Source organism: Streptomyces sp. ISL-100 (genome assembly GCF_018614615.1).
Lineage (GTDB): Bacteria > Actinomycetota > Actinomycetes > Streptomycetales > Streptomycetaceae > Streptomyces.
In genome coordinates this window covers 35,747-61,938 of record NZ_JAGGOK010000030.1, presented here as the reverse complement: position 1 = coordinate 61,938, position 26,192 = coordinate 35,747, and the positions used below count along the sequence as shown (strand labels likewise).

Annotated in this window: 29 protein-coding genes; 11 read left to right on the top strand and 18 right to left on the bottom strand. The window is 69.1% G+C overall.

The window, feature by feature from the left end; translation table 11 throughout:
- Positions 1-129: 129 nt before the first annotated feature.
- From J7E89_RS13890 to J7E89_RS13870, 5 genes are all read right to left on the bottom strand, one after another.
- Positions 130-654 (bottom strand): GNAT family N-acetyltransferase, encoded by a 525-nt coding sequence (locus J7E89_RS13890; protein WP_214973298.1) that lies wholly within the window; start codon positions 652-654, stop codon positions 130-132.
- Between the two features lie 19 nt (positions 655-673).
- On the bottom strand, positions 674-1,357 hold the full coding sequence (locus J7E89_RS13885) for a UdgX family uracil-DNA binding protein (protein WP_214973297.1): 684 nt from the start codon (positions 1,355-1,357) through the stop codon (positions 674-676).
- Between the two features lie 75 nt (positions 1,358-1,432).
- Positions 1,433-2,596, bottom strand: coding sequence for an aminofutalosine synthase MqnE (gene mqnE / locus J7E89_RS13880; protein ID WP_214908279.1), 1,164 nt, complete (start codon positions 2,594-2,596; stop codon positions 1,433-1,435).
- Positions 2,597-2,645: 49 nt separating this feature from the next.
- A complete protein-coding gene (locus J7E89_RS13875) occupies positions 2,646-3,101 on the bottom strand; it encodes an Lrp/AsnC family transcriptional regulator (protein WP_069927547.1) in 456 nt (151 codons plus the stop codon).
- A 120-nt stretch (positions 3,102-3,221) separates the two neighbouring features.
- Positions 3,222-3,890, bottom strand: coding sequence for a UbiX family flavin prenyltransferase (locus J7E89_RS13870; RefSeq protein WP_214973295.1), 669 nt, complete (start codon positions 3,888-3,890; stop codon positions 3,222-3,224).
- 101 nt (positions 3,891-3,991) lie between these two features.
- Between J7E89_RS13870 and J7E89_RS13865 the strand changes: the two genes are divergently transcribed.
- On the top strand, positions 3,992-4,591 hold the full coding sequence (locus J7E89_RS13865) for a rhomboid family intramembrane serine protease (RefSeq protein WP_214973291.1): 600 nt from the start codon (positions 3,992-3,994) through the stop codon (positions 4,589-4,591).
- On the opposite strand, the gene mqnP is transcribed toward J7E89_RS13865, so the two are convergent.
- Positions 4,581-5,483, bottom strand: a complete 903-nt coding sequence (gene mqnP, locus J7E89_RS13860; RefSeq protein ID WP_214973289.1) for a menaquinone biosynthesis prenyltransferase MqnP — start codon at positions 5,481-5,483, stop codon at positions 4,581-4,583. The two genes, J7E89_RS13865 and mqnP, sit on opposite strands and share 11 nt — an antisense overlap.
- Positions 5,480-6,937, bottom strand: coding sequence for a menaquinone biosynthesis decarboxylase (locus tag J7E89_RS13855; protein ID WP_214973287.1), 1,458 nt, complete (start codon positions 6,935-6,937; stop codon positions 5,480-5,482). The genes mqnP and J7E89_RS13855 overlap by 4 nt, the downstream gene beginning before the upstream one ends.
- A gap of 90 nt (positions 6,938-7,027) precedes the next feature.
- Between J7E89_RS13855 and J7E89_RS13850 the strand changes: the two genes are divergently transcribed.
- The 3 genes from J7E89_RS13850 (at position 7,028) to J7E89_RS13840 (ending at position 11,435) form a co-directional block, all read left to right on the top strand.
- Entirely contained in the window at positions 7,028-7,411 is a 384-nt protein-coding gene (locus J7E89_RS13850; protein WP_214973280.1) for a PLD nuclease N-terminal domain-containing protein, read from the top strand.
- 383 nt (positions 7,412-7,794) lie between these two features.
- Positions 7,795-9,885 carry a hypothetical protein gene (locus J7E89_RS13845; RefSeq protein ID WP_214973279.1) on the top strand — a complete coding sequence of 697 codons (2,091 nt, stop codon included), beginning with the start codon at positions 7,795-7,797 and terminating at the stop codon, positions 9,883-9,885.
- Positions 9,882-11,435: an ABC transporter substrate-binding protein gene (locus J7E89_RS13840; RefSeq protein WP_214973278.1), complete on the top strand. Its 1,554-nt coding sequence runs from the start codon at positions 9,882-9,884 to the stop codon at positions 11,433-11,435. The genes J7E89_RS13845 and J7E89_RS13840 overlap by 4 nt, the downstream gene beginning before the upstream one ends.
- On the opposite strand, the gene J7E89_RS13835 is transcribed toward J7E89_RS13840, so the two are convergent.
- From J7E89_RS13835 to hemL, 8 genes are all read right to left on the bottom strand, one after another.
- A complete protein-coding gene (locus J7E89_RS13835; protein WP_214973277.1) occupies positions 11,405-11,983 on the bottom strand; it encodes an SRPBCC domain-containing protein in 579 nt (192 codons plus the stop codon). The two genes, J7E89_RS13840 and J7E89_RS13835, sit on opposite strands and share 31 nt — an antisense overlap.
- A 53-nt stretch (positions 11,984-12,036) precedes the next feature.
- Positions 12,037-13,110 carry a c-type cytochrome biogenesis protein CcsB gene (gene ccsB, locus J7E89_RS13830; protein WP_214973273.1) on the bottom strand — a complete coding sequence of 358 codons (1,074 nt, stop codon included), beginning with the start codon at positions 13,108-13,110 and terminating at the stop codon, positions 12,037-12,039.
- Complete coding sequence (locus tag J7E89_RS13825) at positions 13,107-14,855, bottom strand: cytochrome c biogenesis protein ResB (RefSeq protein ID WP_214973272.1); 1,749 nt, start codon at positions 14,853-14,855, stop codon at positions 13,107-13,109. Before J7E89_RS13825 ends, ccsB begins: the two co-directional genes overlap by 4 nt.
- A 5-nt stretch (positions 14,856-14,860) precedes the next feature.
- On the bottom strand, positions 14,861-15,628 hold the full coding sequence (locus J7E89_RS13820) for a cytochrome c biogenesis CcdA family protein (protein WP_214973271.1): 768 nt from the start codon (positions 15,626-15,628) through the stop codon (positions 14,861-14,863).
- Positions 15,629-15,632: 4 nt separating this feature from the next.
- Entirely contained in the window at positions 15,633-16,256 is a 624-nt protein-coding gene (locus tag J7E89_RS13815; RefSeq protein WP_214973269.1) for a TlpA disulfide reductase family protein, read from the bottom strand.
- Positions 16,257-16,323: 67 nt separating this feature from the next.
- Positions 16,324-17,580 carry a hypothetical protein gene (locus tag J7E89_RS13810; RefSeq protein WP_214973268.1) on the bottom strand — a complete coding sequence of 419 codons (1,257 nt, stop codon included), beginning with the start codon at positions 17,578-17,580 and terminating at the stop codon, positions 16,324-16,326.
- Between the two features lie 140 nt (positions 17,581-17,720).
- Positions 17,721-18,395 (bottom strand): histidine phosphatase family protein, encoded by a 675-nt coding sequence (locus J7E89_RS13805; protein WP_214973267.1) that lies wholly within the window; start codon positions 18,393-18,395, stop codon positions 17,721-17,723.
- Positions 18,392-19,708 (bottom strand): glutamate-1-semialdehyde 2,1-aminomutase, encoded by a 1,317-nt coding sequence (gene hemL, locus J7E89_RS13800; protein ID WP_214973266.1) that lies wholly within the window; start codon positions 19,706-19,708, stop codon positions 18,392-18,394. Before hemL ends, J7E89_RS13805 begins: the two co-directional genes overlap by 4 nt.
- Before the next feature lie 116 nt (positions 19,709-19,824).
- Here hemL and J7E89_RS13795 point away from each other — a divergent pair, with 116 nt between their 5' ends.
- From J7E89_RS13795 to J7E89_RS13780, 4 genes are all read left to right on the top strand, one after another.
- Positions 19,825-20,406, top strand: coding sequence for a hypothetical protein (locus J7E89_RS13795; protein ID WP_214973260.1), 582 nt, complete (start codon positions 19,825-19,827; stop codon positions 20,404-20,406).
- A 160-nt stretch (positions 20,407-20,566) separates the two neighbouring features.
- The gene (locus J7E89_RS13790; RefSeq protein WP_214973365.1) at positions 20,567-20,806 is read left to right on the top strand and encodes a hypothetical protein; all 240 of its coding nucleotides are present in this window, start codon (positions 20,567-20,569) and stop codon (positions 20,804-20,806) included.
- Positions 20,807-20,897: 91 nt separating this feature from the next.
- Positions 20,898-21,746 (top strand): NAD(P)H-binding protein, encoded by an 849-nt coding sequence (locus J7E89_RS13785; protein WP_214973258.1) that lies wholly within the window; start codon positions 20,898-20,900, stop codon positions 21,744-21,746.
- Between the two features lie 43 nt (positions 21,747-21,789).
- Complete coding sequence (locus J7E89_RS13780) at positions 21,790-22,539, top strand: Mut7-C ubiquitin/RNAse domain-containing protein (RefSeq protein ID WP_214973250.1); 750 nt, start codon at positions 21,790-21,792, stop codon at positions 22,537-22,539.
- A 3-nt stretch (positions 22,540-22,542) separates the two neighbouring features.
- Here J7E89_RS13780 and J7E89_RS13775 read toward each other — a convergent pair whose 3' ends face one another.
- From J7E89_RS13775 to J7E89_RS13765, 3 genes are all read right to left on the bottom strand, one after another.
- Positions 22,543-23,058 (bottom strand): MarR family winged helix-turn-helix transcriptional regulator, encoded by a 516-nt coding sequence (locus J7E89_RS13775; protein ID WP_214973248.1) that lies wholly within the window; start codon positions 23,056-23,058, stop codon positions 22,543-22,545.
- A gap of 26 nt (positions 23,059-23,084) precedes the next feature.
- Positions 23,085-23,678 (bottom strand): TetR family transcriptional regulator, encoded by a 594-nt coding sequence (locus J7E89_RS13770; protein ID WP_214973246.1) that lies wholly within the window; start codon positions 23,676-23,678, stop codon positions 23,085-23,087.
- A 64-nt stretch (positions 23,679-23,742) separates the two neighbouring features.
- Positions 23,743-24,225, bottom strand: a complete 483-nt coding sequence (locus J7E89_RS13765) for a hypothetical protein (protein WP_251060516.1) — start codon at positions 24,223-24,225, stop codon at positions 23,743-23,745.
- 62 nt (positions 24,226-24,287) lie between these two features.
- Here J7E89_RS13765 and J7E89_RS13760 point away from each other — a divergent pair, with 62 nt between their 5' ends.
- From J7E89_RS13760 to J7E89_RS13750, 3 genes are read left to right on the top strand one after another with little or no spacing between them, the layout of a single operon-like run.
- Positions 24,288-24,638, top strand: a complete 351-nt coding sequence (locus J7E89_RS13760) for a YnfA family protein (RefSeq protein ID WP_214973244.1) — start codon at positions 24,288-24,290, stop codon at positions 24,636-24,638.
- Between the two features lie 9 nt (positions 24,639-24,647).
- The gene (locus tag J7E89_RS13755) at positions 24,648-25,403 is read left to right on the top strand and encodes an SDR family NAD(P)-dependent oxidoreductase (protein WP_214973242.1); all 756 of its coding nucleotides are present in this window, start codon (positions 24,648-24,650) and stop codon (positions 25,401-25,403) included.
- Positions 25,400-26,155 (top strand): tyrosine-protein phosphatase, encoded by a 756-nt coding sequence (locus tag J7E89_RS13750; protein ID WP_214973239.1) that lies wholly within the window; start codon positions 25,400-25,402, stop codon positions 26,153-26,155. Before J7E89_RS13755 ends, J7E89_RS13750 begins: the two co-directional genes overlap by 4 nt.
- The last annotated feature ends 37 nt before the right edge of the window (positions 26,156-26,192 follow it).

The following is a 26,192-nucleotide window of genomic DNA, read 5'->3' as shown; positions in this document are numbered from 1 at the left end:
TGGTGCTCACGGGGGGACCTTCTTCTCAACGGCACCTAAAGGGTCGCTACCAGTCAAGCACAGGGCTCCAAAGCGCCGACCGGGCCCCTGTCATTCCGGCGTCTTCCTGTCGTTCCGGCGCCCCCGGCGTCACCCCAGCTGCCGCAGCATGACGATGTCGTCGCGGTCGTCCCCCGGAGCGACGCGGATCCCGCCGGGTACGCGCCCGACCTCCTTGTAGCCGCAGGACGCGTAGAAGCGGTCCGCTCCGGTGCCGCCGCGGCAGGTCAGCCGTATCGCGTCGATGCCCTCGAAGCCGCGTACCGCCGCCTCCGTCGCGGCCATCAGGTCGCGCCCGTACCCCTTGCCCTGGTGCGCGGGGTGGACCATCACCGTGTAGAGCCACACCCAGTGCTTCATCAGCCGGTGTGTGTTGTGCGTGATGAAGGCAGTCGCGGCTACGGCGCCCTCCTCGTCGTATCCGACGAGCAGCCGCGTACGGCCTTCGCTCATGGCAGCGTGGTGCTTGACCCACTCGGGCCGTATGTCGTCGGCGATCACAGGCGGTACGAATCCGACGGCGCCGCCCGCGTTGGAGACGTCCGCCCACAGAGCGACGACGCCGTCACGAAGGCCGGGGCCGATCTGCGGATCGAGTTCGAAGGTCAGCGGCATGCCTTCGACGATAAACGGATCAACTGAGCGCCTGTGCGGCTATCCGCAGGTCGGACACCAGCCCCTGATACGCCGCCTCACGGTCGTCGGCGCGCAGCACCGCCGACGGGTGGATGGTGGCGACCACACTCTCCCCGCGATCTTCGAAGGGGAGCAGCATCCCTCGCTGCTTGGTCACCCGGAACGAGGGTCCGAGCAGCGCCTTCCCGGCGGTCGCGCCCAGGACGACGATGATCTCCGGGTCAACCACCTTCAGCTCGGCGACCAGCCACGGCTTGCACGCCGTCACCTCGCGGAGACTGGGCGCCTTGTGGATCCGGCGCTTGCCGCGTTCGGCGATGATCTCGAACTTGAAGTGCTTGACGGCATTGGTGACGTACGTGTCGTCCGGATCGATCCCCGCCTCGTCGAGAGCCCGCGTCAGCACCTTGCCGGCAGGCCCGACGAACGGCTGGCCCTGCCGGTCCTCCTGATCGCCCGGCTGCTCGCCGAGCAGCAGGACCCGGGCGTGGTCGGACCCGGCGCCGAAGACGGTCTGGGTGGCGTCGCGGTGGAGCGGGCAGCCGCGGCAGCCGGCTGCCGCCTTGCGGAGCCCGGGCAGTCCGGCGCGGCCGCCGGGAAGGAAGGGCTCGGCGGTGTACACGTCCTCAGGCGATTCACCAGGAGGCCCGGGAGGCGCAGGAGGCTCGGTGCGACGTGCCATGCGGCCCGGGTACCCCCCGGGCCGCGCGTCACACCACAAACCCCGCGATTAACCCCTGAAGCAACCCGTACAGCCTCAGACCCGCATAGCCTGCGGCGACTCGCGGCGGTCCGCCTCCGGCCCCGGGTACTCGCGGATGATCTCGTACCGCGTGTTCCGCTCCACCGGCCGGAAGCCCGCGTCGCGGATCAGCTCCAGCAGGTCCTCACGGCCGAGCTTGTTCGGCGTGCCGTAGTTGTCCGCGTCGTGCGTGATCTTGTACTCGACGACCGAGCCGTCCATGTCGTCCGCGCCGTGCTGGAGCGCGAGCTGCGAGGTCTGCACGCCGTGCATGACCCAGAAGACCTTGACGTGCGGAACGTTGTCGAAGAGCAGCCGCGACACCGCGAACGTCTTCAGCACGTCCACGCCGCTCGCCATCGTCGTACGGGCCTGAAGACGGTTGCGGATCTTGCCGTCCTTCATGTCCTCGAAGTCGTGCTGGTAGCGCAGCGGAATGAAGACCTGGAAGCCGCCGGTCTCGTCCTGGAGCTCGCGCAGCCGCAGCACGTGGTCCACGCGGTGGCGCGGCTCCTCGATGTGCCCGTACAGCATGGTCGAGGGGGTCTTGAGCCCCTTCTCGTGGGCGAGCCGGTGAATGCGCGACCAGTCCTCCCAATGAGTCCTGTGGTCGACGATGTGCTGCCGGACCTCCCAGTCGAAGATCTCGGCGCCGCCGCCGGTCAGGGACTCAAGACCTGCCTCGATGAGCTCGTCCAGGATCTCGGAGGCCGACATGCCCGACACGGTCTCGAAGTGGTGGATCTCCGTGGCCGTGAAAGCCTTCAGCGAGACATTCGGCAGCGCCTTCTTCAGCTCGCTCAGAGAGCGCGGGTAGTAGCGCCACGGGAGGCTGGGGTGCAGGCCGTTGACGATGTGCAGCTCGGTGAGGTTCTCGTTCTCCATCGCCTTGGCGAGCTTGACGGCTTCCTCGATGCGCATCGTGTACGCGTCCTTCTCGCCCGGCTTGCGCTGGAACGAGCAGTACGCGCACGACGCGGTGCACACGTTCGTCATGTTGAGGTGACGGTTGACGTTGAAGTGGACGACGTCGCCGTTCTTGCGCGTACGCACCTCATGGGCGAGGCCGCCCAGCCAGGCCAGGTCGTCGGACTCGTACAGGGCGATGCCGTCCTCGCGGGTCAGTCGCTCGCCCGCCCGGACCTTCTGCTCCAGCTCCCGCTTGAGTCCCGCGTCCATTCTGGCCGCCTCCCATTTGTCTACGAATCAGGCTTCGAACACGGTACGCCTAGCCCTCTTCGGGCAGTTCCCCGACCCGGTTCTCCCACTTCGTGGAGAGAACGATCGTCGTCCGCGTCCGCGACACACCCCGCGTGCCGGACAGCCGGCGGATCGTCTTCTCCAGGCCGTCGACATCCCCCGCCCGGATCTTGAGCATGTACGAGTCGTCGCCCGCGATGAACCAGCAGTCCTCGATCTCCGCGAGATCGCGCAGCCTGCGCGCCACGTCCTCGTGGTCCGCCGCGTCCGACAGCGAGATGCCGATCAGCGCCGTGACGCCGAGACCGAGCGACTTCGCGTCGACCGTCGCGCGGTAACCGGTGATGACACCGGCCGCCTCAAGACGGTTGATGCGGTCGGTCACGCTGGGCCCCGAGAGCCCGACGAGCCGGCCGAGTTCGGCGTACGAGGCCCTGCCGTTCTCCCTGAGAGCCTGGATGAGCTGCCTGTCCACGGCGTCCATATGCCTGAAGCCTTCCATTGTTCAGCTGTACCGCGAGCTTATGTGTGCAATCTAAGGCGCGCAGGGCTCAACGCCCCGCAAAATTCTTTCAGATGATCAAACAGAGCGTGCAGTCCGCCGCTAGTCCTTACGGGAACCACCGAGCTCACCTTCCCAGCGGCGGTACAAGCTGTGCGGCACCCCCGCCGCGTCCAGCACCCGCCCCGCCACGAAGTCCACCAGATCCTGGATGTGCGTCGCCCCCGCGTAGAACGCCGGGGAGGCCGGCAGGACCACGGCGCCCGCCTCGTCCAGCGCCACCATGTGCCTGAGGGTCTGCCCGCTCAGCGGCGTCTCCCGCACAGCTACAACCAGCCTGCGCCGCTCCTTGAGCGTCACGCTCGCCACCCGTTGCAGCAGATCCTTCGACAGCCCCAGCGCCACCCCGGCCACGCTGGCCGTCGACGCCGGCACGATCAGCATCCCCTTTGCCGGGTACGAGCCCGACGAAGGCCCGGCGGCCAGGTCCCCGGCCGCCCAGTACCGCACGTCACCCACATCGGCCACGAACGTGTCCGGCTTCCCGTCCGCGCCGCGCGCGAGCCAGGTCCGCAGGTCTTCCTGCCAGTGCGCGTCCCGGAACGCGATCCCCGTCTCGTCCAGCAGCGTCAGCCGCGACGCCCGGCTGACCACCAGGTCCACGCTCTCGCCCGCGTCCAGCAACCCGCGCAGCACGGCGGCGGCGTACGGCGTACCCGACGCCCCGGAAACCCCGACGACCCACGGCCTGCGTACATGTCCTGACTCCACGTGCCCGACCTTATCCGGGCGCCGTGGGGCGGAACCGAGTCAGGTGCCCCGGACGTTCCACTGACAGGCCGCACAGGCCGCACGTACAGCAGGGGGACGCCATGCGATCAACCACCGTTGCACAGAGCCGTAGCGGGAGCGACCGGGCCAAGACCGCCGCCGCGGTGATGCTCGGCTGGGTCGCTCTGCTGTGGATCCTGGAGGCGCTGGACGCGGCGACCGGCGCCCTCACCACATACGGGCTGAGCCCACGCGACCTCACAGAGCTGCGCGACGTACTCCCGATGTCATTCCTCCACCACGGCTTCGACCACCTCGCGTCGAACACCGTCCCGCTGCTCATCCTCGGCTTCCTGGCCGCCCTGAGCGGGATACGCCGCTTCGCCGCCGTCGTCCTCACGATCATCCTCATCGGCGGCCTGGGCGTCTGGCTCACCGCGCCCGACTACTCCAACACGGCGGGCGCGTCGGTCGTCGTGTTCGGCCTCTTCGGCTACCTGCTGGTCCGCGGCTTCGTCGACCGCAACGCCGTCGACGTCGTCATAGGCCTGCTGGTGGGCGCGGTCTACGGCTCACTCCTGTGGGGAGTGCTCCCCACGAACACCGCCATCAGCTGGCAGGGCCATCTCTTCGGCCTGATCGGCGGTGTACTGGCCGCGTTCCTCTTCCGCCGGCGCAGGGCGCCCGCCCTCACACCGTGAGGCCGCGCACCAGCAGATCCATCAGCGCACATCCAAACAGCGCGATCCCGATAAACCCATTGGTCGAGAAGAACGCCCGGTTCAGCCGGGACAGATCATGCGGCTTCACAATCGTGTGCTCGTAAAGAAACGCCACAGCCACCACCACCAGTCCCGCCCAGAAGAACACCCCCGCGCCGGTGGCCAACGCGTACCAGACCAACAGCACGGTCGTCACCGCGTGGCAGGCCCGCGCGCCGTACAGCGCGGCCGGGACGCCGAAGCGGGCCGGTACGGACTTCACGCCCTCCGCACGGTCCGCCTGGACATCCTGGCTGCCGAAGATCAAATCGAAGCCGCCGATCCAGATACCAACGGCAAGACCGAGGATCACCGCGTCCCAGGACCACTCCCCCGTGATGGCGAGCCAGGCGCCGACGGGGCCCATGGCCTGGGCGAAGCCCAGAATGGCATGCGGGAAATTCGTGAAGCGCTTCCCGTACGGATAGACCACCATCGGGATGACCGCGATCGGCGCCAGCGCCAGGCACAGCGGGTTCAGCGCGGCCGCAGCGCCAAGAAATATCACCACGGCAACGAGCGCGCCGGTCCACGCCGACCTGACCGACACCGCGCCGGTGACCAGCTCGCGGTTGGCGGTGCGGGGGTTACGGGCGTCGAGCTCGCGGTCGATGATCCGGTTGCACGCCATCGCGAACGTACGCAGCCCGACCATGGCGATGGTGACGAGCAGCAGCTTGCCCCAGTGGATGTTTCCGTCCAGCAGGAACATCGCGGTGAGCGCGGCGATGTACGCGAAGGGCAGCGCGAAGACCGAGTGCTCGATCATCACGAGCCGGAGAAAGGCCTTGGTCCTGCCGACCTGCGGGACCGCCGCCGCGGCGCTGCTCACAGCCCGTACTCCTTCCACCGGCGGTCGACCTTCGACGCCGTACCCGGGTCCGACTCGACCATGTTCGGCCAGCCGCCGTCCCGGGTGTAGCCCTCCTCGGGCAGCTTCTTGGTGGCGTCGATGCCCGCCTTGCCGCCCCAGAACTGCTGGTAAGACGCATGGTCGAGATGATCGACCGGACCCTCGACCACAGTGAGGTCGCGGGAGTAGTCCACGTTCCCCAGGGCCCGCCACGCCACCTCGTGGTAGTCGTGCACGTCGCAGTCCTTGTCGACCACGATGATCAGCTTCTCCAGCGAGAGCATGTGCGCGCCCCAGATGGCGTGCATGACCTTCTGCGCGTGCTTCGGGTACTTCTTGTCGATCGCCACGATGACGCAGTTGTGGAAACCGCCCGCCTCCGGCAGGTGGTAGTCCACGATGTCCGGCACGATGACCTTCAGCAGAGGCAGGAAGAAGCTCTCCGTAGCCCGCCCCAGCGGCCCGTCCTCAGTCGGCGGCCGCCCCACCACGATCGACTGGAGCAGCGGACGCCGCCGCATCGTGATCGTGTCGATCGTCAGCGCGGGGAAGTCCTCCTGCGGCGTATAGAACCCGGTGTGGTCTCCAAAGGGCCCCTCCGGCAGCATCTTCCCGGGCTCCAGCCACCCCTCCAGTACGACCTCGGCCTGCGCCGGGACCTGGAGCGGGACCGTCTTGCAGTCGACCATCTCGATGCGCTTGCCCGACACGAAGCCGGCGAAGAGGTACTCGTCGATGTCACCGGGCAGCGGAGCCGTCGAGGCGTACGTCACGGCCGGCGGCGCACCGAAGGCGATCGCGACGGGCAGCCTCTCCCCCCGCCGGGCCGCCACCTGGTAGTGATTCCGGCTGTCCTTGTGGATCTGCCAGTGCATACCAATGGTGCGCTTGTCATGGCGCTGGAGCCGGTACAGCCCCAGGTTCCTGATCCCCGACTCGGGATCCTTGGTGTGCGTAAGCCCCAAGTTGAAGAAGGACCCGCCGTCCTCCGGCCAGGTGAACAGCGCGGGCAACCGGTCCAGATCCACGTCATCACCGGTGAGCACGACCTCATGCACCGGCGCCGCGTCGGACTTGACCTTCTTCGGCGGCACGTGCGCCATCGACCCGAGCTTGCCGAAAGCCTCCCGTACCCCCACAAAACCATGCGGAAGCTCAGGCTTCAGCAGCCCGCCGATCTTGTCCCGGATGTCGTCGTACGACTTCAGCCCGAGCGCCTTGAGCAGCCGGCGGTCCGTCCCGAAGACGTTCATCGCCAGGGGCATCGACGAGCCCTTGACGTTCTCGAAGAGAAGCGCCGGGCCACCCGCCTTGTTCACTCGGTCGACGATCTCCCCGACCTCCAGGTACGGATCGACTTCGGCCTTGATGCGCTTGAGGTCGCCCTCGCGCTCCAGCGCCCGGAGCAGGGAGCGAAGATCGTCGTAAGCCATGCGGTCCAGTATCCGGTACGCACTACGCTTGGCCCGTCACCGGGGCCGTCTACGGCGCCCCGCGGTCCGCGTTCTGGGGGCTTGGTTCTCATGCTCAGGTATCTGCCGTTCCTCATCCTTCTGGCGCTGTGGATCTATGCCTTCATCGACTGCCTGAACACCCCCGAGGAAGAGGTCCGCCACCTCCCCAAGGTGGTCTGGGTGATCATCGTGCTGCTCTTCGGCGAGGTCCTGATCGGCCCCGTCGCGTGGCTGGCCGTCGGCAAGGTCCGCAAGAAAACCCAGAACACCTCCACCAGCACACCCTCGGAGTGGGTCGCCCCCGACGACAACCCCGGCTTCCTCAAGTCCCTGAACGACACCAAGGACGAGTCGATGATGAAGGACTGGGAAGCGGACCTGCGGCGCCGTGAAGAGGAACTCAAGCAGCGCGACGAAGGCGGCCCTGAGGACCCGACGCCGCCGAAGCCCTGACCCGCTGGCGACGGCTGTTCGAAGCCATGCCCCCACCCTCCACGGACGTACGACCGACCACACCCGCTACCAGGAGGAACCCGACCCGCCGCACGGCGGAGAGCACCCCTGGGCCACCTCCTCCCTCACGGTGACCCCGCCTCGCACACCACGGTGCCAGGAGGGGACGTGTCGGGGCGCTCCCCGCAGGGCGTTGAACGCAACGAGCCCACACGAAACAACGCAGTACCCGAACGTTCGACGACCGAGGAGACGCCGCGACGCGGCACCGACCCCGGAGCCCCGGAAAACACCGACCCCGGATTCGAAAACCCGTGCATGCGTCAACTCACGGTGAGTAAGCTGGAGTTGACGTAGCGACACATGTGGCCCGCGGAGGTTCTGTGGACAGAGAGCTGTTCGGCCGCGAGGCAGTCCTCGACGGTCTTGCGCCACGGCTCATCGGTCTTCCGCCGCGCGGATTCCAGAAGGTCCCGTTCGAGCACCGCGACGACCTCCCCGCCGTAGTCCTCACAGGCGGCCGAGGCATGGGCAAGACCGCCGTACTGAAACGACTGCACACCGCCTACCGCCGGCGCACCCCCATCGCCCTCATCGACTGCGAGCGCACCGAGTTCACCGAGTTCACCGAGTTCACCGAGCGTGCCCACTCCCTCTCCTGGTCCCCCGTCACAGAGGCCCTCGCCGAACTCGGCGAGCAGCTCGCACCCCCCGTGCACGGCGCCGGAGCCGTAGAGTTCCCCCGCCTCGCCGCCGGACTGCTGGCCGTCGCAAGCCTCGGATGGCGCCCGCACGACGACGAGAACATCCTGGCCGAGGGCCTGCGCCTCGGCCTGCTCGTAGAGCCCGGCTCCCGCTGGCGCAACCAGACGCGCACCTGGCTGACCAAGGTGGTGGCGAAGTTCGCCGCCATGGCTTCCGGCGTCGGCCCGGGCCTGGACATAGTCGTGGAAACGACAGTCGAGTCCCTCCTGGACGACCTGTTCAACCGGGGCCAGCGCGCCTCCGCCGACTGGTACGGCACCTACCCGGGCGCCGGCGGCAAGGCCAAGCGCGGCCTGACCCTCCTCGCCCTGCACTTCCGGCGCGGCAGCGAGCACCGCATACGCGCCGAGCGCCACCTCATCGGCGCGCTCCGCGCAGACCTGGACGCCGCCTACCAGGGGATGGGCCGGTTACGCCGCGTAGGCCGGCCGGTAGTCCTGCTGGACAACGCCCAAGCACCCCTGGGCCGCCGCCTCATAGAGCCCGTACTCCGCGACCGCGCCGACGGCAAGCGCGACCACGTGGTGCTCATCGCGGCCCTGCGCGGGCACGACCACCCCGCACTGCGTCACGCCGTACGCCGAACCCTGCCGGAGGTCCGGCACGAACTCGGCTGGCGGCGAGGACGCGAAATAGCATCGGGCGCGACAGCCGTGGAGCTCACCCCGCTGGACCCCGAGCACGTCCGGCAGATCTTCGACCGCAAGGACCCCCGCCAGCTGACCCGGCCGCAATTGGCACGCGCGGTCCACCGTTTGACGGGCGGCCGCCCCCTGGCAGTAGATCTGCTCGCGCAGGCCGCCGGCCAGGACGAGCACCCGGAGCGGTTCACCCCCGCCTCGCTGCTCGCCGCGCCCGTCACCCTCCGCGAGGACCGCGAGGGCCAGGAGGTGGCCGCCGAACTGCTCGCGCGGCTGGTGCCCGCGTCCCGGCTCGACTGGCTCACGGTGCTCGCCCCCGCGCACGACGTGCAGTCGGCGGAGGCACTGGCCGCGTCACGCCTGCCGGGCGAGGAGGGGCGTACGGGACTGGCCGCCGTACGCGACGTACGGACGCTGCTCGCGGACGAACACTGGCCGTCGACTACAGGCCACTTCGTGGGCGACCCCTTACTGCGCACGCTGCTGCTGCACCGCCTGAGACACGGCGACCGGGACTCGACCCGCTGGAGAGCGGTCCACCAGACACTCCGCGACCACTACGAGAACAACAACGCGGGGCACAACCACGCGGGGAACCACAACGCACCGCACCGCCTCCACCACGAGCTGGCCCTAGGAGCCACAGAAGGCGCCGTAACGTACCTACGCGAGACCTTCCCCCGCGCCGACGCCCGCGTCTGGCTGGAAGAGCTCCGCTTCATAGCATCGGCGCCCCACTTCGACGACCCGGATGTACGCCGCCCCGTGGCGCTCGGCCGCACCGACGCACCGGCGCCGGCGCCGCCGCCCGGCGCGGACGCCGTACTGCATCTGCGCATACGCCGCCTGCTGTTCGCGGTGTGGCAGCTGACCGACCCGCTGGCGCTCCCGGACGACGAGGTGACCGAAAAGATGGGGTACGAACTGGGCCTCCTCTCGGAGCTGCACAGTTCCGGCAACGAAGTCCTGTGGCAGGCGTCCCGCTCGTGGCCGCAGGCCGTACGCGAGTGGCGTCTGACGGCCGGCACACAAAGAACCGGCACGCAAAGAGACGGGGGCGGGGAATGACGGACTGGTTCCGCAGGGTCTTCTGGTTCACACCCCTGCGCAAAGGCCTGACGGTGCTCCTCGCGCTGGCGACCACCGCCGCCCTGTCCTACGGCGGCTATCACGTACTCAATCCCGACCTCTCCTGCACCCAGGGCGTGGCCCGCCCCGAGGAAGGTGCGGAGTGCGTGGGCGTCTCCGGAGAGGGCTACGCCTTCGAAGTGCCGAAACTCAACGACGTGGCGAAAGCCATCGCCCGCGAGAACGAACAGCTGAAGCCCGGTGAATACGCGACCGTCGCCGTGATGCTGCCGCTCACCTCCACGGACAGCGGCATGAGTACCAAGGTCCTCCACGAGCTGCAGGGCGCGTTCCTCCAGCAGTACGCCGCCAACCACGATTCCAACGGGATGAAGCCGAAGATCCGGCTCGTACTGGCCAACACGGGCAAGGGGAACGCCCACTGGCGTACGACGGTGGACCGGCTCAAAGCCATGACGGACGGCCCCGACAACCTGCGGGCGGTCTCCGGCGTAGCCACCAGCAGCGCCGAGACCAAGGCCGCCGTGAAGGAGCTGACCGGCGCGGGCATCCCGGTGATCGGGACGACGATCACCGCCGACGACATAGCCAACGGCCCCGGCGACGGCCCCGAGGACGACGCGTACCCCGGTCTCGCCCGCGTCTCGCCGACCAACCACGACGAGGCCCGCGCCATCGCCGAGTTCGGCAAGGTGGAGGCGAAGAGGGCAGTGCTGGTACGGGACACGCGACCCGGCGACCACTACACCGCCACCCTCAAGGACGCCTTCGCCAAGCTGCTCACCGACGCTCCGTACCAGGCGCAGCTGTTCACCTCCCCGCCGGATCCCACCGAGGACGGCCCCACCGCGAACACCTTCCGGCAGATCACGCTGATGCTCTGCACCAGTCGCGCGGACACGGTGTTCTTCGCCGGACGCCACACCCAGCTGCGGCAGTTCGTGAACGCGCTCGGCCGGCGCGGCTGCGACAACCGGAAATTCACCGTACTGACCGGTGACGAGGGCTCCTACCTCGGCGGCGACACGGGTCCCGAGACAAAGGCGCTCGCCGGCGTCAGCGTCCGGTACGCCGCCCTGGCGCACCCCGACGCCTGGAAGGAAGGGCAGCCCGGCACCCCGAAGACGGGCGGGACCCCGGCGGTCTTCAAGACCTTCGAGGACCGGCTCGCGAAGGCGGCGGCGGACCCGGAGATCGGCCCGATCGGCAAGACGTCCCTCACCGACGGCCAGGCGATCATCGCGTACGACGCCATGGCGACGGCCGTGCAAGGCATCCGGGAGGCGGCCGGAGGCGGCGAGGAGCTGCCGGAGATCCGCGATGTCGTCACCCAGTGGCGGCAGATGAACGGACCGCTGAAGGTGGAGGGCGCGAGCGGCTGGATCTGCCTGGACAACCACGGCAACCCGTACAACAAGGCGGTGCCGATCGTGGAGCTCGCCCGGGACGGCACCCAGCGGTTCGTGGAGATCGCCTGGCCCGAGGGCAGACCGCCGGCTCAGGACTGCCTGCCGCCGGGCGCCTCGTAGGCGGCGTACAGCTCGCGGTAGCGCTCCAGGGTCCACGCCGACCAGTCGGGCCGGCGGCCGTCGAGGAAGTCGACGAGGTACTCCAGGTGCTCGTGCCAGCCCGCCAGGCGGCTCACCCGCTCGGCCTCGCCGAGCGTGGCCACCTCGTTGGTGAAGCGCAGCACCGTGCCGTTCGTCGCCCTGGCCGGCGCCAGGTGGAAGCGGATCCGCCCCTGGGCGCCGACGGTGTACTCGGCGACGTGTTCCAGGTCCCAGGCGGTGACGGCGCCCTCGGAGACCGCGCCGGCGCCGGGCCCCGCGCGCGTGTCGGGCCGGGGGTCCAGGGCGTGGGCGTGCCCCCCGGGAAGACCAAGCTGCCACCGCAGCGTGACCGCGCCGCCCAGGCGCGGCTCCAGCGGTTCGGCGACCGCGAGCCATCCGCGCAGGCCGACGGGGGTGGCGACGGCCGGCCAGACCTGGTGCACGGGGTGCGGCAGGTGCAGCGTGAACCGGAGCACGTCCGTGTGTTCGCGGTGCTCGCAGGTGCCCGGACCGATCACATCCGCCATGGCTCCAGCCTCACCCCGTGGCCGGGCTTTCGCACCCGCTGCGCAGGAGAGTCTCAGACGCCCGCGTACGAGTGCTTGCCGCTGAGGAAGATGTTCACGCCGTAGTAGTTCCACAGCCAGCAGCCGAACGCGAACAGCGCCAGGTAGGCGGCCTTGCGGCCCTTCCAGCCCGCCGTCGCGCGTGCGTGCAGGTAGCAGGCGTACACGACCCAGGTGATGAAGGACCAGACCTCCTTGGGGTCCCAGCCCCAGTAGCGGCCCCACGCGTCGCCCGCCCAGATCGCGCCCGCGATGATCGTGAACGTCCACAGCGGGAAGACGGCGGCGTTCACGCGGTACGCGAACTTGTCGAGCGAGGCGGCCGACGGGAGGCGCTCCATGACGGAGGTCGCGAAGACGCCCGGCTCGCCGCCGCCGGCGAGCTTCTCCTCGTACGAGTCACGGAAGAGGTAGAGCAACGTGCCGACCGCGCCGAGGTAGAACACCGCACCGCAGAAGATCGCGGTGGAGACGTGGATCCACAGCCAGTACGAGTCCAGCGCCGGAACCAGCTGGTCGCTGTCGGTGTAGAGCCACTTGGTGGCGATACCGAGGTCCAGCAGCACCGTCGTGACCAGCGGCAGTCCGGCCCACCGGACGTTCTTCTTCGCGGCCAGGATCGCGAGATAGACGCCGACGACCACCGTGGAGAAGGTGATCGAGAACTCGTACATGTTGCCCCAGGGCGCGCGCTGCACCGACAGGGCGCGGGCCACCACGCCGCCCGCCTCGACGAGGAAGGCGAGGGTGGTGAGGGAGATGGCGACGCGTCCGTAGAGGTCGCCCTTCTCCGTGCCGCCCGCCGCGCCGGGACCGTCCGGAACGTCGCGGGTGCCGGCGGCCGAGCGGGTAACGATCTTGGGCTTGTCGAGGACGGCAGTGGAGCCGCCGGACCGCACCGTCACCGATGGGGCCACCGCGGCGTCGCCGGTCAGCGCGGCGGCCGTACGGCCGACCTTGCTGCGGCTGCCGAAGACCCACTCGGCGATGTACGCGAGGAAGGCCAGGGTGTAGACGGCCATCGACGAATAGATCAGCACGTTGCTGATGTTGGCGAGGTTCTCGTTGGTTGCGGCCGCGAGATTCACGCGCGGACTCCTTCGACAGGTGCAGGTTCAGCGGGATCAGGTGCCGTCGGCGCCTGTGAATTGAGCGTTGCGGCCAGGTCGGCCAGTTCCTCGGGGAGCTTCGAGGACTCGCTGCGGCCGAGTCCGGCCATCTCGACGACGGTGACGCCGTCCTCACCCCGTACCGCCCGGACCCACACACGGCGGCGCTGGATGAACAGCGATCCGGCGAGTCCCGCGATCGCGGCGATGGCTCCCGCCAGCGCGGGTACATTGCCGGGCTGCTGCGAGATCTGGAAGGTCGCCCACTGCTTCACGTCCTTCTCGAACGTGATGGAGCCCGCGCCGTTCGGCAGCTTCATGGTTTCGCCCGGCAGCAGCCGCTGCTTGAGCATGGCGCCCTGGTCGTCCTTGAATTCCTTCATCTTGCGCTTGTCGAGCTGGTACACGTTCTGCGGCAGGCCCGCGTTCACGCCGAGGCTGCCGTGGTACGCGTTGAGCGCGAGGACGGGGAAGTCCAGACCCGGGTACTGGGAGAGCATCGTGCCCTTGCCCGCGCCCGCGAACGTCGGCACGAAGAACGCGGCGAAGCCCAGCTGCTCCTTCTTGCCGTTCTTGTCGCGGTAGCCGTCCATCACCTTGATCGCGCCGGACGAGGTGACGTTGGAGTCCATGGGCAGCAGCGGCACCGCGTCCTTGAAGACTTCCTTGCCCCTGCCGTCCCTGACGGTGACGACCGGCGCGTACCCGTGGCCGATGAGGTAGACCTTCGAGCCGTCGACCTCCAGCGGCTCGTTCACCTCGATCTTGGCCTTCTTCTCGGCGCCGTCCGCACCCTTGGCGTACGTCACATGGGCCTCGTACGTACGGGGTGTGCCGCGCTGGGGACCGGAGCGCTCGTACGTCCCGACGAACTTGTCCAGCTTGAAGCTGAACGGCGCCAGGTCGTGGTCCCGGTCGAAGAGCGACCCGGACTTGAAGTCGTCGTACTGCGTCAGGGTGTTGGCGAAGCCGCCGCCCTCGACGACCAGCTTGCCGCCCTCGGACTTGAAGAGCTGCCCGGTGGCGAAGGACACGAGCATCACGATGAGCGCGATGTGGAACATGAGGTTCCCGGCCTCGCGCAGATAGCCCTTCTCGGCGGCGACCGCGTCCCCGACGGTGTGCGACCGGAAGCGGCGCTGTTTCAGCATAGCCAGCGCGGCCGCGCGGACCTGCTCGGGATCCGTTTCCGTACGCCAGGTCGTGTACGCCGGAAGTCGCGTCAGGCGGCCCGGCGCGCCCGGCGGGCGGCTGCGGAGCTGGCCCACGAACTGCCAGGTGCGGGGCACGATGCAGCCGATGAGCGAGACGAAGAGAAGGATGTAGATCGCGGAGAACCACACCGAGCTGTAGACGTTGAAGAGCCCGAGGTCGTCGTAGATCGGCGCGAGCGTCTCGTGCGCCGCCCTGAATTCCTCGACCTTCGTCTCGTCCACGCCGGTCTGCGGGACGAGCGAGCCGGGGATCGCGCCCAGGGAGAGCAGGAAAAGCAGGATCAGCGCGACCCGCATCGACGTCAGCTGCCGCCAGAACCAGCGCACCCAGCCCGTCGTCTCGCGCCAGGCCCAGGCGATCCGGCCGGCCGCGCCGGGCTGCATCACGCCGCCGAAGGAGCCGGGGACCGACCGTTCCTGGGGGGCGGTGGAGAGCTGGGCGCCGGCTTCGCCGAGCTCGCTCTCCTCGGCGGCGGTCGCGGCCGCCTCGTCCGTCTCGGTCTTGCTCATGGAACTCAGATCCCCACCGTGAAGCTGTTCGTCCAGCCCTGCATGTCCTGAATGATGCCGTTCCAGATCCCTGTCACGAGCAGGAGGCCGGTCACGATCATCATCAGACCGCCGATGCGCATCACCCAGACGTAGTGCTTCTTGACCCAGGCGAACGCACCGAGCGCCCGCCGGAAAGCCATCGCGGCGAGCACGAAGGGCACCCCCAGGCCGAGGCAGTACGCGACGGTCAGTATGGCCCCGCGCCCCGCGCTCGCCTCGTTGAACGCGAGGGTCTGGACGGCGCCGAGCGTCGGGCCCGTGCACGGCGCCCAGCCGATGCCGAAGAGAGCCCCCAGGACGGGCGCGCCCGCGAGACCGGCCGTCGGCCGCTTGTGGATGCGGAATTCACGCTGGGTGATCCAGGGCAACAGCCCCATGAAGAAGACGCCCATGAGGATCATCAGGCCGCCCAGCACCCTGGAGAGGGTCTGCTGGTACTCCTGGAGCGTGTTGCCGAAGTAACCGAAGAGCGCCCCGGTCGAGACGAAGACGGCGGTGAAGCCGAGCACGAAGAGCGAGGCGCCCACGACCATGCGGCCGCGCTTGGCCTCCGCCAGGTCGGTGCCGCTGATTCCCGTGACGTACGACAGATAGCCGGGTACGAGCGGCAGCACGCACGGCGAGAAGAACGAGACGAGACCGGCAGCGACGGCGATCGGCAGGGCGAGTATCAGGGCACCGCTCAGAACCGTCGGGTTCGGGTCGGTGATCGCGGCGGCGAGAAAGCTCACTTGGTCACTTCTCCGCGATCAGCGGGTCGATCATCCGGCGCAGCTTCTTCTCGCTGAGGGCGGTCAGCGAGCGCGCCGCGATCTTCCCTTCGCGGTCGATCACGATCGTTGACGGAACGCCCTGCGGATTCAGACTTCCCTTGGGAAAGCGGAGAATCAGCTTGCCGATCGGGTCGTAGAAGCTGGGATACGCGACGCCGTAATCCTCTTCGAACTTGATCGCCGGCTGCGTGGAGTTGTCGCGCGTGTTGATCCCGACGAACTCGACGCCCTTGTCCTTCGTCTCCTTGGCGACCTTCGCGAAATGCGGAGCCTCCGCCCGGCAGGGCGGGCACCACGAACCCCAGACGTTCATGACGACGACCTTGCCCTTGAAGTCGTCGACGTCGAGCTTTTCGCCCTGGAGGGTCGTGCCGTCGAGCTTGGGGGCGTCCTGCCGCTCACCCCTGGCGACGGTGGAGATGCCCGCGCTGCTGGTCACGAAGTTCGTGCCGCCCGAGCCCGACGACGTACTGCCGTCGCCTCCGCACGCGGAGAGCGTGAGTGCGCCTGCGATCACGACGGCGCCCGCCGACACTGCGCGGCGGGTGCGGTTCGAGCGGCGGCGGGGGGCGCGGCTGAGGCTCATGTGAAAAGTTTCGCATGAGCGTTCCAGAGATCTTCCGCGCCCCCCTTGGTGCCCGTAAAGCCCCTTGTCAAGACGCCTTAAGGAAAGACTTCCAGCCACCCGCCGGAGACTGTCCGACTTCGAGGGAACGCAGCTTGGCGAGCACCTTCGGGTCCTGTACGTCGAGCCAGTTGCAGAACTGCCGGAAGGACACCAGGCGTACGTCCTTCTTGCCCGCCATGCCCTTGAGCGCGTCCTCGACGGCGTCCATGTAGATTCCGCCGTTCCACTGCTCGAAGTGGTTGCCTATGTAGAAGGGCGCGCGATTGCTCTCGTACGCCCGCCGGAAACCGGAGAGATAAGCCTCGGTGGCCTGCTTCTTCCAGCCGGGGTAGCGCGACGGCATGCCCTGAGTCGAATTCTTCGACTGGTTGGCAAGGATGTTGTAGTCCATCGAGAGCACCTCGAAGGAATGGCCCGGGAACGGCATCGCCTGGAGCGGCAGGTCCCACAGGCCCTCGCGCTTGGCGGGCCACATCTGGCGGCCGCCGGGCGAGCTCGCGTCGTAGCGCCAGCCGAGCTTCTTCGCGGTCGGGAGCAGGTTGTCCTGGCCGAGGAGGCAGGGGGTGCGGCCGCCGACGAGTTCCTTCTCGTAGTCGAAGGGCAGCGGATCGAGGTCGGTCCACCCGCTGTTGGTCTTCCACTCGGTGACGAACGCCTTGGCCTGGGCGGTCTCGTTCTCCCACTGGGCGGGCGTCCAGTTGCCGACAGAGCCGGATCCGGCGCAGAAGTGGCCGTTGAAATGGGTGCCTATCTCGTGGCCTTCGAGCCAGGCCTGGCGGACGTACTTGAGCGTGTCCTTGATGTGCTCGTCGGTGAGGTAGCCGATGTCGGAGGCGCCGACGCGGTTGTTCGGCGGCTTGTAGAGGCTCTTCTTCGACTCGGGCAGGACGTAGAGCCCGGAGAGGAAGAAGGTCATCGCCGCGTCGTGGTCCTTGGCGAGCTTGAGGAAGCGCGGGAACAGGCCGTTGCCGACCTCGCCCGCGCCGTCCCAGGAGAAGATCACGAACTGCGGCGGGGTCTCTCCGGGCTGGAGCGGGACAGGCTTGTCCGGCTGGTTCGGCTGCTTGCCGGTGTCGGCGGTCGAGCCGTCACCTATCAGGCGTACGTCATCACCGGTTTTGGTGGGCGACGGGGTGCCGCCGCCTTCACCGCCGCCCTTGCCGCCGCCGGTGCGGCCCGCACCCGACTCCGTCGAACCGGACGGGCCGCAGCCGGCTATGCCGACCGCGGCCGCTGCTCCCAGTCCCACTCCGAGCAGACCCCTTCGACTCATGTCCCGCATACCGTCGCCCCATCCGCGCTTGTCGTCCCCGTTGACGTCCGCCGGTCATACAAACGGACACCGGGTAAGAGGCGGTGGTGCGGAAACGGGTTCCGGCGAACCGGCACATTTTTGCCAGGAGTGGCCGGAAAGCGGGGATATTACGCGCCGAATGCCTTCGCTTTGCCCTTTACGGGCTTGGCGCCGGCCAGCAGATGCGCCGGCACAAGATCGCGGGCCGGCTCGCTGTAGATGACCGACACGATCTTGTCGCCCTCGAACGTGAACGACGTGAGCGAGGCGAGCGTGCACTGCCGCTTCCGCGGGTCGTGCCACAGCCGCCGCCGCTCGACGAAGCTGCGCAGGGTCCAGATCGGCAGCTGATGGCTTACGGCGACCGCCTCGTGCCCACGCGCCGCGTCGCGCGCCGCGTTCAGGGCGCCCATCATCCGTACGACCTGCTCGATGTACGGCTCGCCCCACGACGGCTGGAACGGATTCGTCAGGTGCTTCCAGTTCGCGGGCCTGCGCAGCGCGCCGTCCCCGACTCCGAAGGTCTTGCCCTCGAAGACGTTGGCGGCCTCGATCAGCCGGTCGTCGGTGGCCAGGTCCAGCCCGTGCGACTTGGCGATCGGCGTCGCGGTCTCCTGGGCGCGCTCCAGCGGCGACGAGACGACGTACGCGATGTCCCGCCCGGCGAGGTGCTCGGCGACCCGGTCGGCCATCTGCCGCCCGAGCTCGGAGAGGTGGTACCCGGTCCGGCGCCCGTACAGGACCCCGTCCGGATTGTGCACTTCGCCGTGCCGCACCACGTGGACGACGGTGGTCTCGCTCATGCCGTCGCCTCCGCTGCGGCACGGGCGGCGGCGGGCAGCGCGGCGGCGATGCGCTCGACGGCCCGTGCGTCGTGGGCGGTGGAGACGAACCACGACTCGAAGGCGGAGGGCGGCAGGTAGACGCCGTCGGCGAGCATCGAGTGGAAGAAGGCGTTGAAGCGGAAAGCTTCCTGCTTGCGCGCGTCGTCGTAGTTCCGCACCTCGTCGGCCGTGAAGAAGACCGAGAACATGTTGCTGGCCGTCTGGAGCCGGTGCGCGACGCCTTCCTTGGTGAGCGCCAGGGTGACGAGCTCCTGGATCTCCCGCGACACCGCGTCGAGCATGGCGTACGCCGCGTCGTCGAGCAGCCGCAGCTGCGCGAGCCCGGCGGCGGTCGCGACCGGGTTCCCGGAGAGGGTGCCCGCCTGGTAGACGGGGCCGGCGGGCGCGAGGTGCGCCATGACGTCCTTACGTCCACCGAAGGCCGCGGCCGGGAAGCCGCCGCCCATGACCTTGCCGAAGGTCATGAGGTCGGGCGCGACGCCGTCGACGCCGTACCAGCCGGCCTTCGACGTGCGGAAGCCGGTCATGACCTCGTCGGAGATGTAGAGAGCGCCGTCGGCCTGGCACAGCGCCTTGAGCCCGGCATTGAACCCCTCACCCGGCGGGACGACGCCCATGTTGCCGGGCGATGCCTCGGTGATGACGCAGGCGATCTCGCCGGGGTGGGCGACGAAGGCGGCCCGTACGGCGTCGAGATCGTTGTACGGCAGAACGATCGTGTCGCCGGCCTGCGCGCCCGTCACGCCGGGCGTGTCGGGCAGCGCGAAGGTCGCGAGGCCGGACCCGGCGGCGGCGAGCAGCGCGTCGACATGCCCGTGGTAGCAGCCGGCGAACTTCACGACCTTCGCCCGGCCGGTGAAGCCGCGGGCGAGACGGATGGCCGACATCGTCGCCTCTGTGCCGCTTGAGACGAGCCGTACCTGCTCGACCGGCGCGATCCGGGCGACGATTTCCTCGGCGAGCGCGACCTCGCCCTCACCGGGCGTACCGAAGGAGGTGCCGCGGGCGACAGCCTCCTGAACTGCGGCGATTACTTCGGGGTGGGAGTGGCCGAGGATCATCGGCCCCCACGAGCACACGAGGTCGACGTACTCGCGGCCGTCGGCGTCGGTGAGGTACGGACCGGTACCGGACACCATGAACCGGGGCGTACCGCCCACGGCACGGAATGCGCGGACCGGAGAGTTCACGCCGCCGGGCGTCACGAGGGACGCGCGGTCGAAAAGCGTCTGCGAAACTGGGGCGTCATAGGGGAAGCTCACACAAGCCATGGTGTCAGAGGCTCCGACGGTCTTGCGGACAGGTGTTTCACCGCACGGGCGTGGGGGAGGTCACTGACACGATGATCGGGTTGCGCGGCTGTGGCCGCGAGTGGTCGGGTGGAGATATGCATCGCGGTGGCGGAGTGGGCGAGGGGACCGACGACCTGGGTCCTGAACGGGCCCAGCGCGGCCGGCATCGGCGTGAGCGCGAGCAGGCTCGGGAGCGGGAGCGCGAGGCGATCGCGGACACGGGAAACAGGAGTGGCCGGGTGGGGGTGACCTACAAGTACTTCGGCGCTCCGAACGGAGCCACCGCTGCCCGCGTGCCCATCTCGATGCGGCCGGAGGAGCTGGGCGGCGACGAGCTCGGCATGGGCGGCATGTTCACGAAGATCAAGCCGGAGACGGTGGCGGCGATGGTCCTGACCGGTATCGAGGGCATACCCCTGCACAAGGTGCCGCCGCTCGAACTGGTCGTACTCCACCCCGATTACGCAGTGGTCAAGCTCCCCATGACGGTCGTCGACCCGCTGCGCGGCATCGGCGAGGAGTCGGTGGGCGCGGCCGCCTTCATCTGGTCCACGGTTCCGGACCGCGGCGGGCCGCGCGACGCGTTCAACGTCTACCAATTGCTCCACGAATGGCAGGACTTCAGCCACCGCCTGCACGAGGCGGGCCACCAGCCGTACTGCCTGGTCTGGCCCTGACGCTCCCCCCAACCCGACCCGACCGACCCGACCCGACCCGACCCGACCCGAGAGTGTGACTTCTCGATCAAAGGTCGGCCCGGTCATGTCCGGATTATGATCTTCAGCAGTCTCTTCGGCGTGCCGATGCAATGGGCATCGACGCTGAAGGAGGCCCGCCGTGGGCGACGTTCTGGCTGCCCTGGCCATACCTGCCCTGTTGTGCGCCAGTGGCATCTATGCCGCGTGTTCCTGCTGGTGGCGGCGGAAGCACCCGGCCCCGCCGCCGTACTCGCAGAGCGCCGCACGGCTCGCGGAACTCGACCTGATGGCAGTCACCGAGTGCATCATCAGGGAATCCTGGGCGGAGCTGGACGACCTCTACCGCGCCCCGGTGTCGGACCGGAGGGCCAGACCTTGACCGCCTGAACATTCCCAGCCGGCGGGGCTTTCTCTCCTCTTCGCAAAAAGTATGTACGACACAGAGGCGCAACCCGAGAGGAACCCACCCCATGACCGTCCTCGTCACCGGCAGCCGCGGCCGCGTCGGCTCCGCCCTCGTCGATCTCCTGCACACCCGCGGAGTCGCCGTACGAGCCGCCTCCGCCGCACCCGAAAAGCTGGAGCCGCCGCCCGGCGTCGCCACCGTGCGGTGCCATCTCGGCAAACCTGAGACCTTCGCCGCGGCGCTCGACTCGGTCAAGTCCGTCTTCCTGTACGCCGAGCCGTCCCACATCGGCGCCTTCACCGAGGCGGCCGCGGCAGCCGGCGTCGAGCACATCGTGCTGCTCTCCTCCAACTCCGTCCTGGCTCCCGACGCCGACAATCCCATTGCCACGTCCCACCTTGCCGTCGAACAGGCCCTGACCGCCGCCACGGGCGCCACCACCATCACCGCCACCTTCCTGCGGCCCGGCGCCTTCGCCACCAACGCTCTCCAGTGGTCGTGGGCCGTGAAGTCCGGAGGCGCGATCGACCTCCCGTACCCCTTCAGCCACGCCGACCCCCTCCACGAGGCGGACATCGCCGAGGCCGCGCTGGCGGTCCTCACCACGCCCCGGCTGCAAGGTGCGGCGTACGAACTGACCGGGCCCGAGTCGCTCACCTTCACCGAGCAGATCGAGACCCTGAGCCGCGCGGCGGGCCGGGACATCGAGGTGAACGCCGTCAGCCGCGAGACCTGGAAGGCCGCCATGGCGCAGTACCTCCCCGGGGCGTTCGCGGATTCGCTCCTCGACTACTGGGCGCGCAACGACCGCTCCCCCGTGCCGCTCACCCGCACCGTCGAGGAGCTGACCGGGCACCCGGCCCGGTCCTTCGCCGCCTGGGCGCGGGAACACGCGGCGGCCTTCACGGGCTAGAAAGCCCTGGATGCGGCGTACGCCCCAATGGCATGCTGGCGGCGTGAACGGACCGGAGATCCACCTCAGCGTCGCCCCCGAACTGCACCTCTTCGTATCGGCCGAGCGGCGCGGCGGGCGTACGGCTCTGACCACCGACGGAGCCTCGACGCTCGGCCATGTCGTCGAGTCGCTGGGCATCCCGCTCACCGAGGCGGGACGCCTGCTCGTCGACGGCCGTGAGGTCCCGGTCTCGCACATCCCGGCGGCGGGCGAGAGCGTCGAGGTACGCGCGGTGCAGCGGCCGCAGCAGGTGCCGGGCGCACCGCTGCGCTTCCTCCTCGACGTACACCTCGGCACGCTGGCGCGGCGGCTGCGGCTGCTGGGCGTCGACGCCGAGTACTTCAGCGAGGACATCGGCGACCCGGCCCTCGCCACGCACTCGGCGCGCGAGCAGCGCGTACTGCTGTCGCGGGACCGGGGGCTGCTGCGGCGCCGCGAGCTCTGGGCCGGTGCGTACATCTACAGCGACCGCCCCAAGGAGCAGCTCGACGACGTACTGAGCCGGTTCGCACCCGCTCTCGCCCCCTGGACCCGCTGCGTCGCCTGCAACGGCGAACTGAAGCACACCAGCAAGGAGTCCGTCAGCGGTCTCCTCGAAAGCGGCACGGAGCGCTCGTACGACGCCTTCGCCCAGTGCACCACGTGCTCGCGCGTGTACTGGAACGGCGCACATCACTCAAGCCTGCAGACGATCGTCGAGGACGTCCTGCGCACCTACGGCGACGCGCGAACGCAGCAACAGGCATCCTGACCGTCAGTTCAGCTCGCCGCTGCGCAGCCGCTCGACCTGGGCGGCGCTGACCTCCACCGTCCGCCGCATGTGGGCGATGATCAGGGCGAGTTCATCGTCGTCGTACGCGTCGAACATCTGGGCCCAGCGGCCGCTCAGCTTCTCCCACACCGCACCGAACTCCGCCATCCGCTCCGGCACCGCCTCGACCAGCACCCGGCGCCGGTCCTGCGTGTCGCGCCGCCGCGTGAGATACCCGGCCCGCTCCAGCCGGTCGACGAGCCGGGTCGCGGACCCGGTGGTGAGCCCGGTCAGTTCGGCGACCCGCCCGATGGTGACCGGACCGGTTTCGAGGTTGAGAAGATTGAGGCACTGCAGGTCGGTGGGGTGCAGCCCCAGATGGTCGGCTACCGCCTGGCTGAAGAGGGCGTACGAAGCCATGTAGCGGCGGGATTCGGAGGTCAGCTCGGCCACCAGGAGACCGCGCCGGGCCGTGCTGCTGTCGCTGCTACTGCTGCTCGGGCGTTTCTTCTGCGGCATGCAGAAAGTGTACGAAGCAGTGGCCGCTACGGCCGCTCCGCCGTCAGATACCGCTGCACAGTGGGCGCCAGCCAGTCGATCACCTCCTGCCGCGTCATCTCCACGGCCGGCGGCAGCCGCAGGACGTACCGCGCCATCGCCATGCCGAGTATCTGGGAGGCGACCAGCGCGGCCCGCATCGGCGCCTCCCGCGGATCCGGGCACACGCCGGCGGCCACCGGCCCGAGCTGCTCCCGGAATATGGCCTGCATACGCTCCGCTCCGGCGGCGTTGGTCACGCCGACCCGCAGCAGGGCGGTCAGCACCTCGTCCGCCTCCCAGCGGTCGAGGAAATGGCCGACGAGCACGGCGCCCACATGCTTGCCCGGCAGCGCGCCCAGCTGCCCCACGTCCGGCATGCGCAGGTCGAATTCGGAAGCGGCGGCGAACAGCCCCTCCTTGTTGCCGTAGTAGCGCATCACCATCGACGGGTCGATCTCCGCGTCACGCGCGATGGCGCGGATGGTCGCGCGCTCGTACCCGTCGGCCGCGAAACGCTCGCGGGCGGCGTCGAGGATCGCCGCCTTGGTCGCGTCGGACCGGCGGGGTGGCGGAGCGTCGGGAGCAGGCGTTTCACTCATGTCAACAACTGTAGGCCAACAGCCGTTGACATTCCATAGCTCGAAAGAAGGAACTCAGACGAGCTCAGAAGAAGTAGCCGTCACCGCTCGCCGGCACCAGCACCTCATGCTCGTTGTTCCGCGGATTGCGGTCCGTCGCACCGCCGTTCCACGCCGTACTGATCCGCACCACCACCTCGGACGGATCCCCGGACGTCCGCAGATGGAACGCGAAGTCCCGGCCGTTCCCGCCGACCCGCAACGCACCCGTCCGGCACAGCGCCTCGCGTTCCCCGCCCCAAAGACAGTGCGGCGGCAGCTCCCGCGTACCGGCCAACGGCACCGAAAAGCGCACCCGCACGGTCGCGTCCCTCAGCCCCGAAGGGCCGCGATTCCCGGTCTCCAGCCAGACCCCGAGCCGCCCCGCGTCCAGCATGGCGTGCCCGCGATACGCCACATCCGCCTCAGGGGCGATCCGAAAACCCCCCACGCCCACCGCCATCACCGCCGCAGCGGCCCCCGCCACCACAACCCTGCACGTCCGCATCCGCATCCGCATCGCAACCATGCCCAGAACATACCGATTTCCGCACCCCCGGCCCGCCCCACACCCCATGACACGCTGAACACATGACCGTCGCCCGCTCCGCCGCCCTCTTCCTCCTCGCCGCCCTCCTCGAAATCGGCGGCGCCTGGCTCGTCTGGCAGGGCGTACGCGGCGGAGCCCACAACCAGGGCCGCGGCCTGCTGTGGACCGGCGCCGGCGTCATCGCCCTCGGCGCGTACGGCTTCGTGGCGACACTCCAGCCCGACGGCGAATTCGGCCGCATCCTCGCCGCGTACGGCGGAGTCTTCGTCGCCGGCTCCATCGCCTGGGGCATGATCGCCGACGGCTACCGCCCCGACCGCTGGGACATCATCGGCGCCCTCATCTGCCTCGCCGGGATGGCCGTCATCATGTACGCACCACGGCATCGCTAGCCTGTCCCCATGTCTACGCCTATCGCCGTCATCACCGGAGCGAGCAGCGGAATCGGCGCCGCCACCGCCCGCCAACTGGCCGCCGCCGGCTACCGCGTCGTCCTCACCGCCCGCCGCAAGGACCGCATCGAAGCCCTGGAAGCCGAGCTCACCGCCGCCGGCCACCAGGCAACGGCGTACGCCCTGGACGTCACCGACCGTGAGGCCGTCGACGAGTTCGCCACCGCCTTCCGCACCCTCGCCGTCCTCGTCAACAACGCCGGCGGCGCACTCGGCGCCGACCCCGTCGCCACCAGCGACCCCGACGACTGGCGCCAGATGTACGAGACCAACGTCATCGGCACCCTCAACCTCACCCAGGCCCTGCTCCCCGCCCTCACCGCGAGCGGCGACGGCACGGTGGTCGTCGTCTCCTCCACCGCCGGCCACGGCACGTACGAGAACGGCGGCGGCTACGTAGCCGCCAAGCACGGAGCGCACGTCCTCGCCGAGACCCTCCGCCTGGAGATCGTCGGCACCCCGGTCCGCGTCATCGAGATCGCCCCCGGCATGGTCAAGACGGACGAATTCGCCACCACCCGCTTCCGCGGCGACACCGAAAAGGCCGCCAAGGTCTACGCGGGCGTAGCCGAACCCCTCAGCGCCGACGACGTGGCCGAGACCATCACCTGGGCGGTCACCCGCCCCAGCCACGTCAACATCGACCTCCTCGTGGTCCGCCCCCGCGCCCAGGCCTCCAACACCAAGGTGCACCGCGAACTGTGAACACGACACCGACCACCACGGACGGCAGCGGACGCATCATCCCGTTCGAGCGGCTGCACAACTTCCGCGACCTCGGCGGCTACCGCACCACGGACGGCCGCACCCTGCGCCACGGCCGCCTCTACCGCTCCGACTCCCTCGCCAAACTCCAAGGCGCCGACCACGACCGTTTCCTGGCCCTCGGCATCCGCACCGTCGTCGACCTGCGCTACCCCTGGGAGATACAGGCCAAAGGCCGCGTACCCGAAAGCGACGGCCTCACCTACCTCAATCTCAGCGTCGAACACCGGCCCTACGACCAGGCCGAGATCGACCCCGACCTCGACCCCTGGCGCTACCTCGCCGACCGTTACACCGAAGTCGCCCACGACGGAGCCGAAGAACTCCGCCAGGCCCTCGAAGTCATCGCCTCCGACAGCGCGCCCCTGGTCTTCCACTGCGCGTCGGGCAAAGACCGCACCGGCCTGCTGGCCGCCCTCGTCCTCACCCTCGCAGGCGTCCGCGAAGAAGACGTCCTCGCCGACTTCGCCCTCACCGAACTCGCCACCGAGCGGCTGCTCGCCGACTGGCAAGCGGCCAACCCGACCCGCGTCATGAAGTGGCCCGGCTACGGCCGTGCCCCCGCCGACATCATGCGTCTGTTCCTCGACGACCTGGCCGCCGCCCACGGATCGGTGCACGGTTACGCCGCCAAGCACCTCGGCGTAACCGACGACCTCATCGCCCGCCTGCGCGCCCAGCTCCTCAACTGAACCCCGGACCGCCGGACGCACGAACAACGGCCGCGCC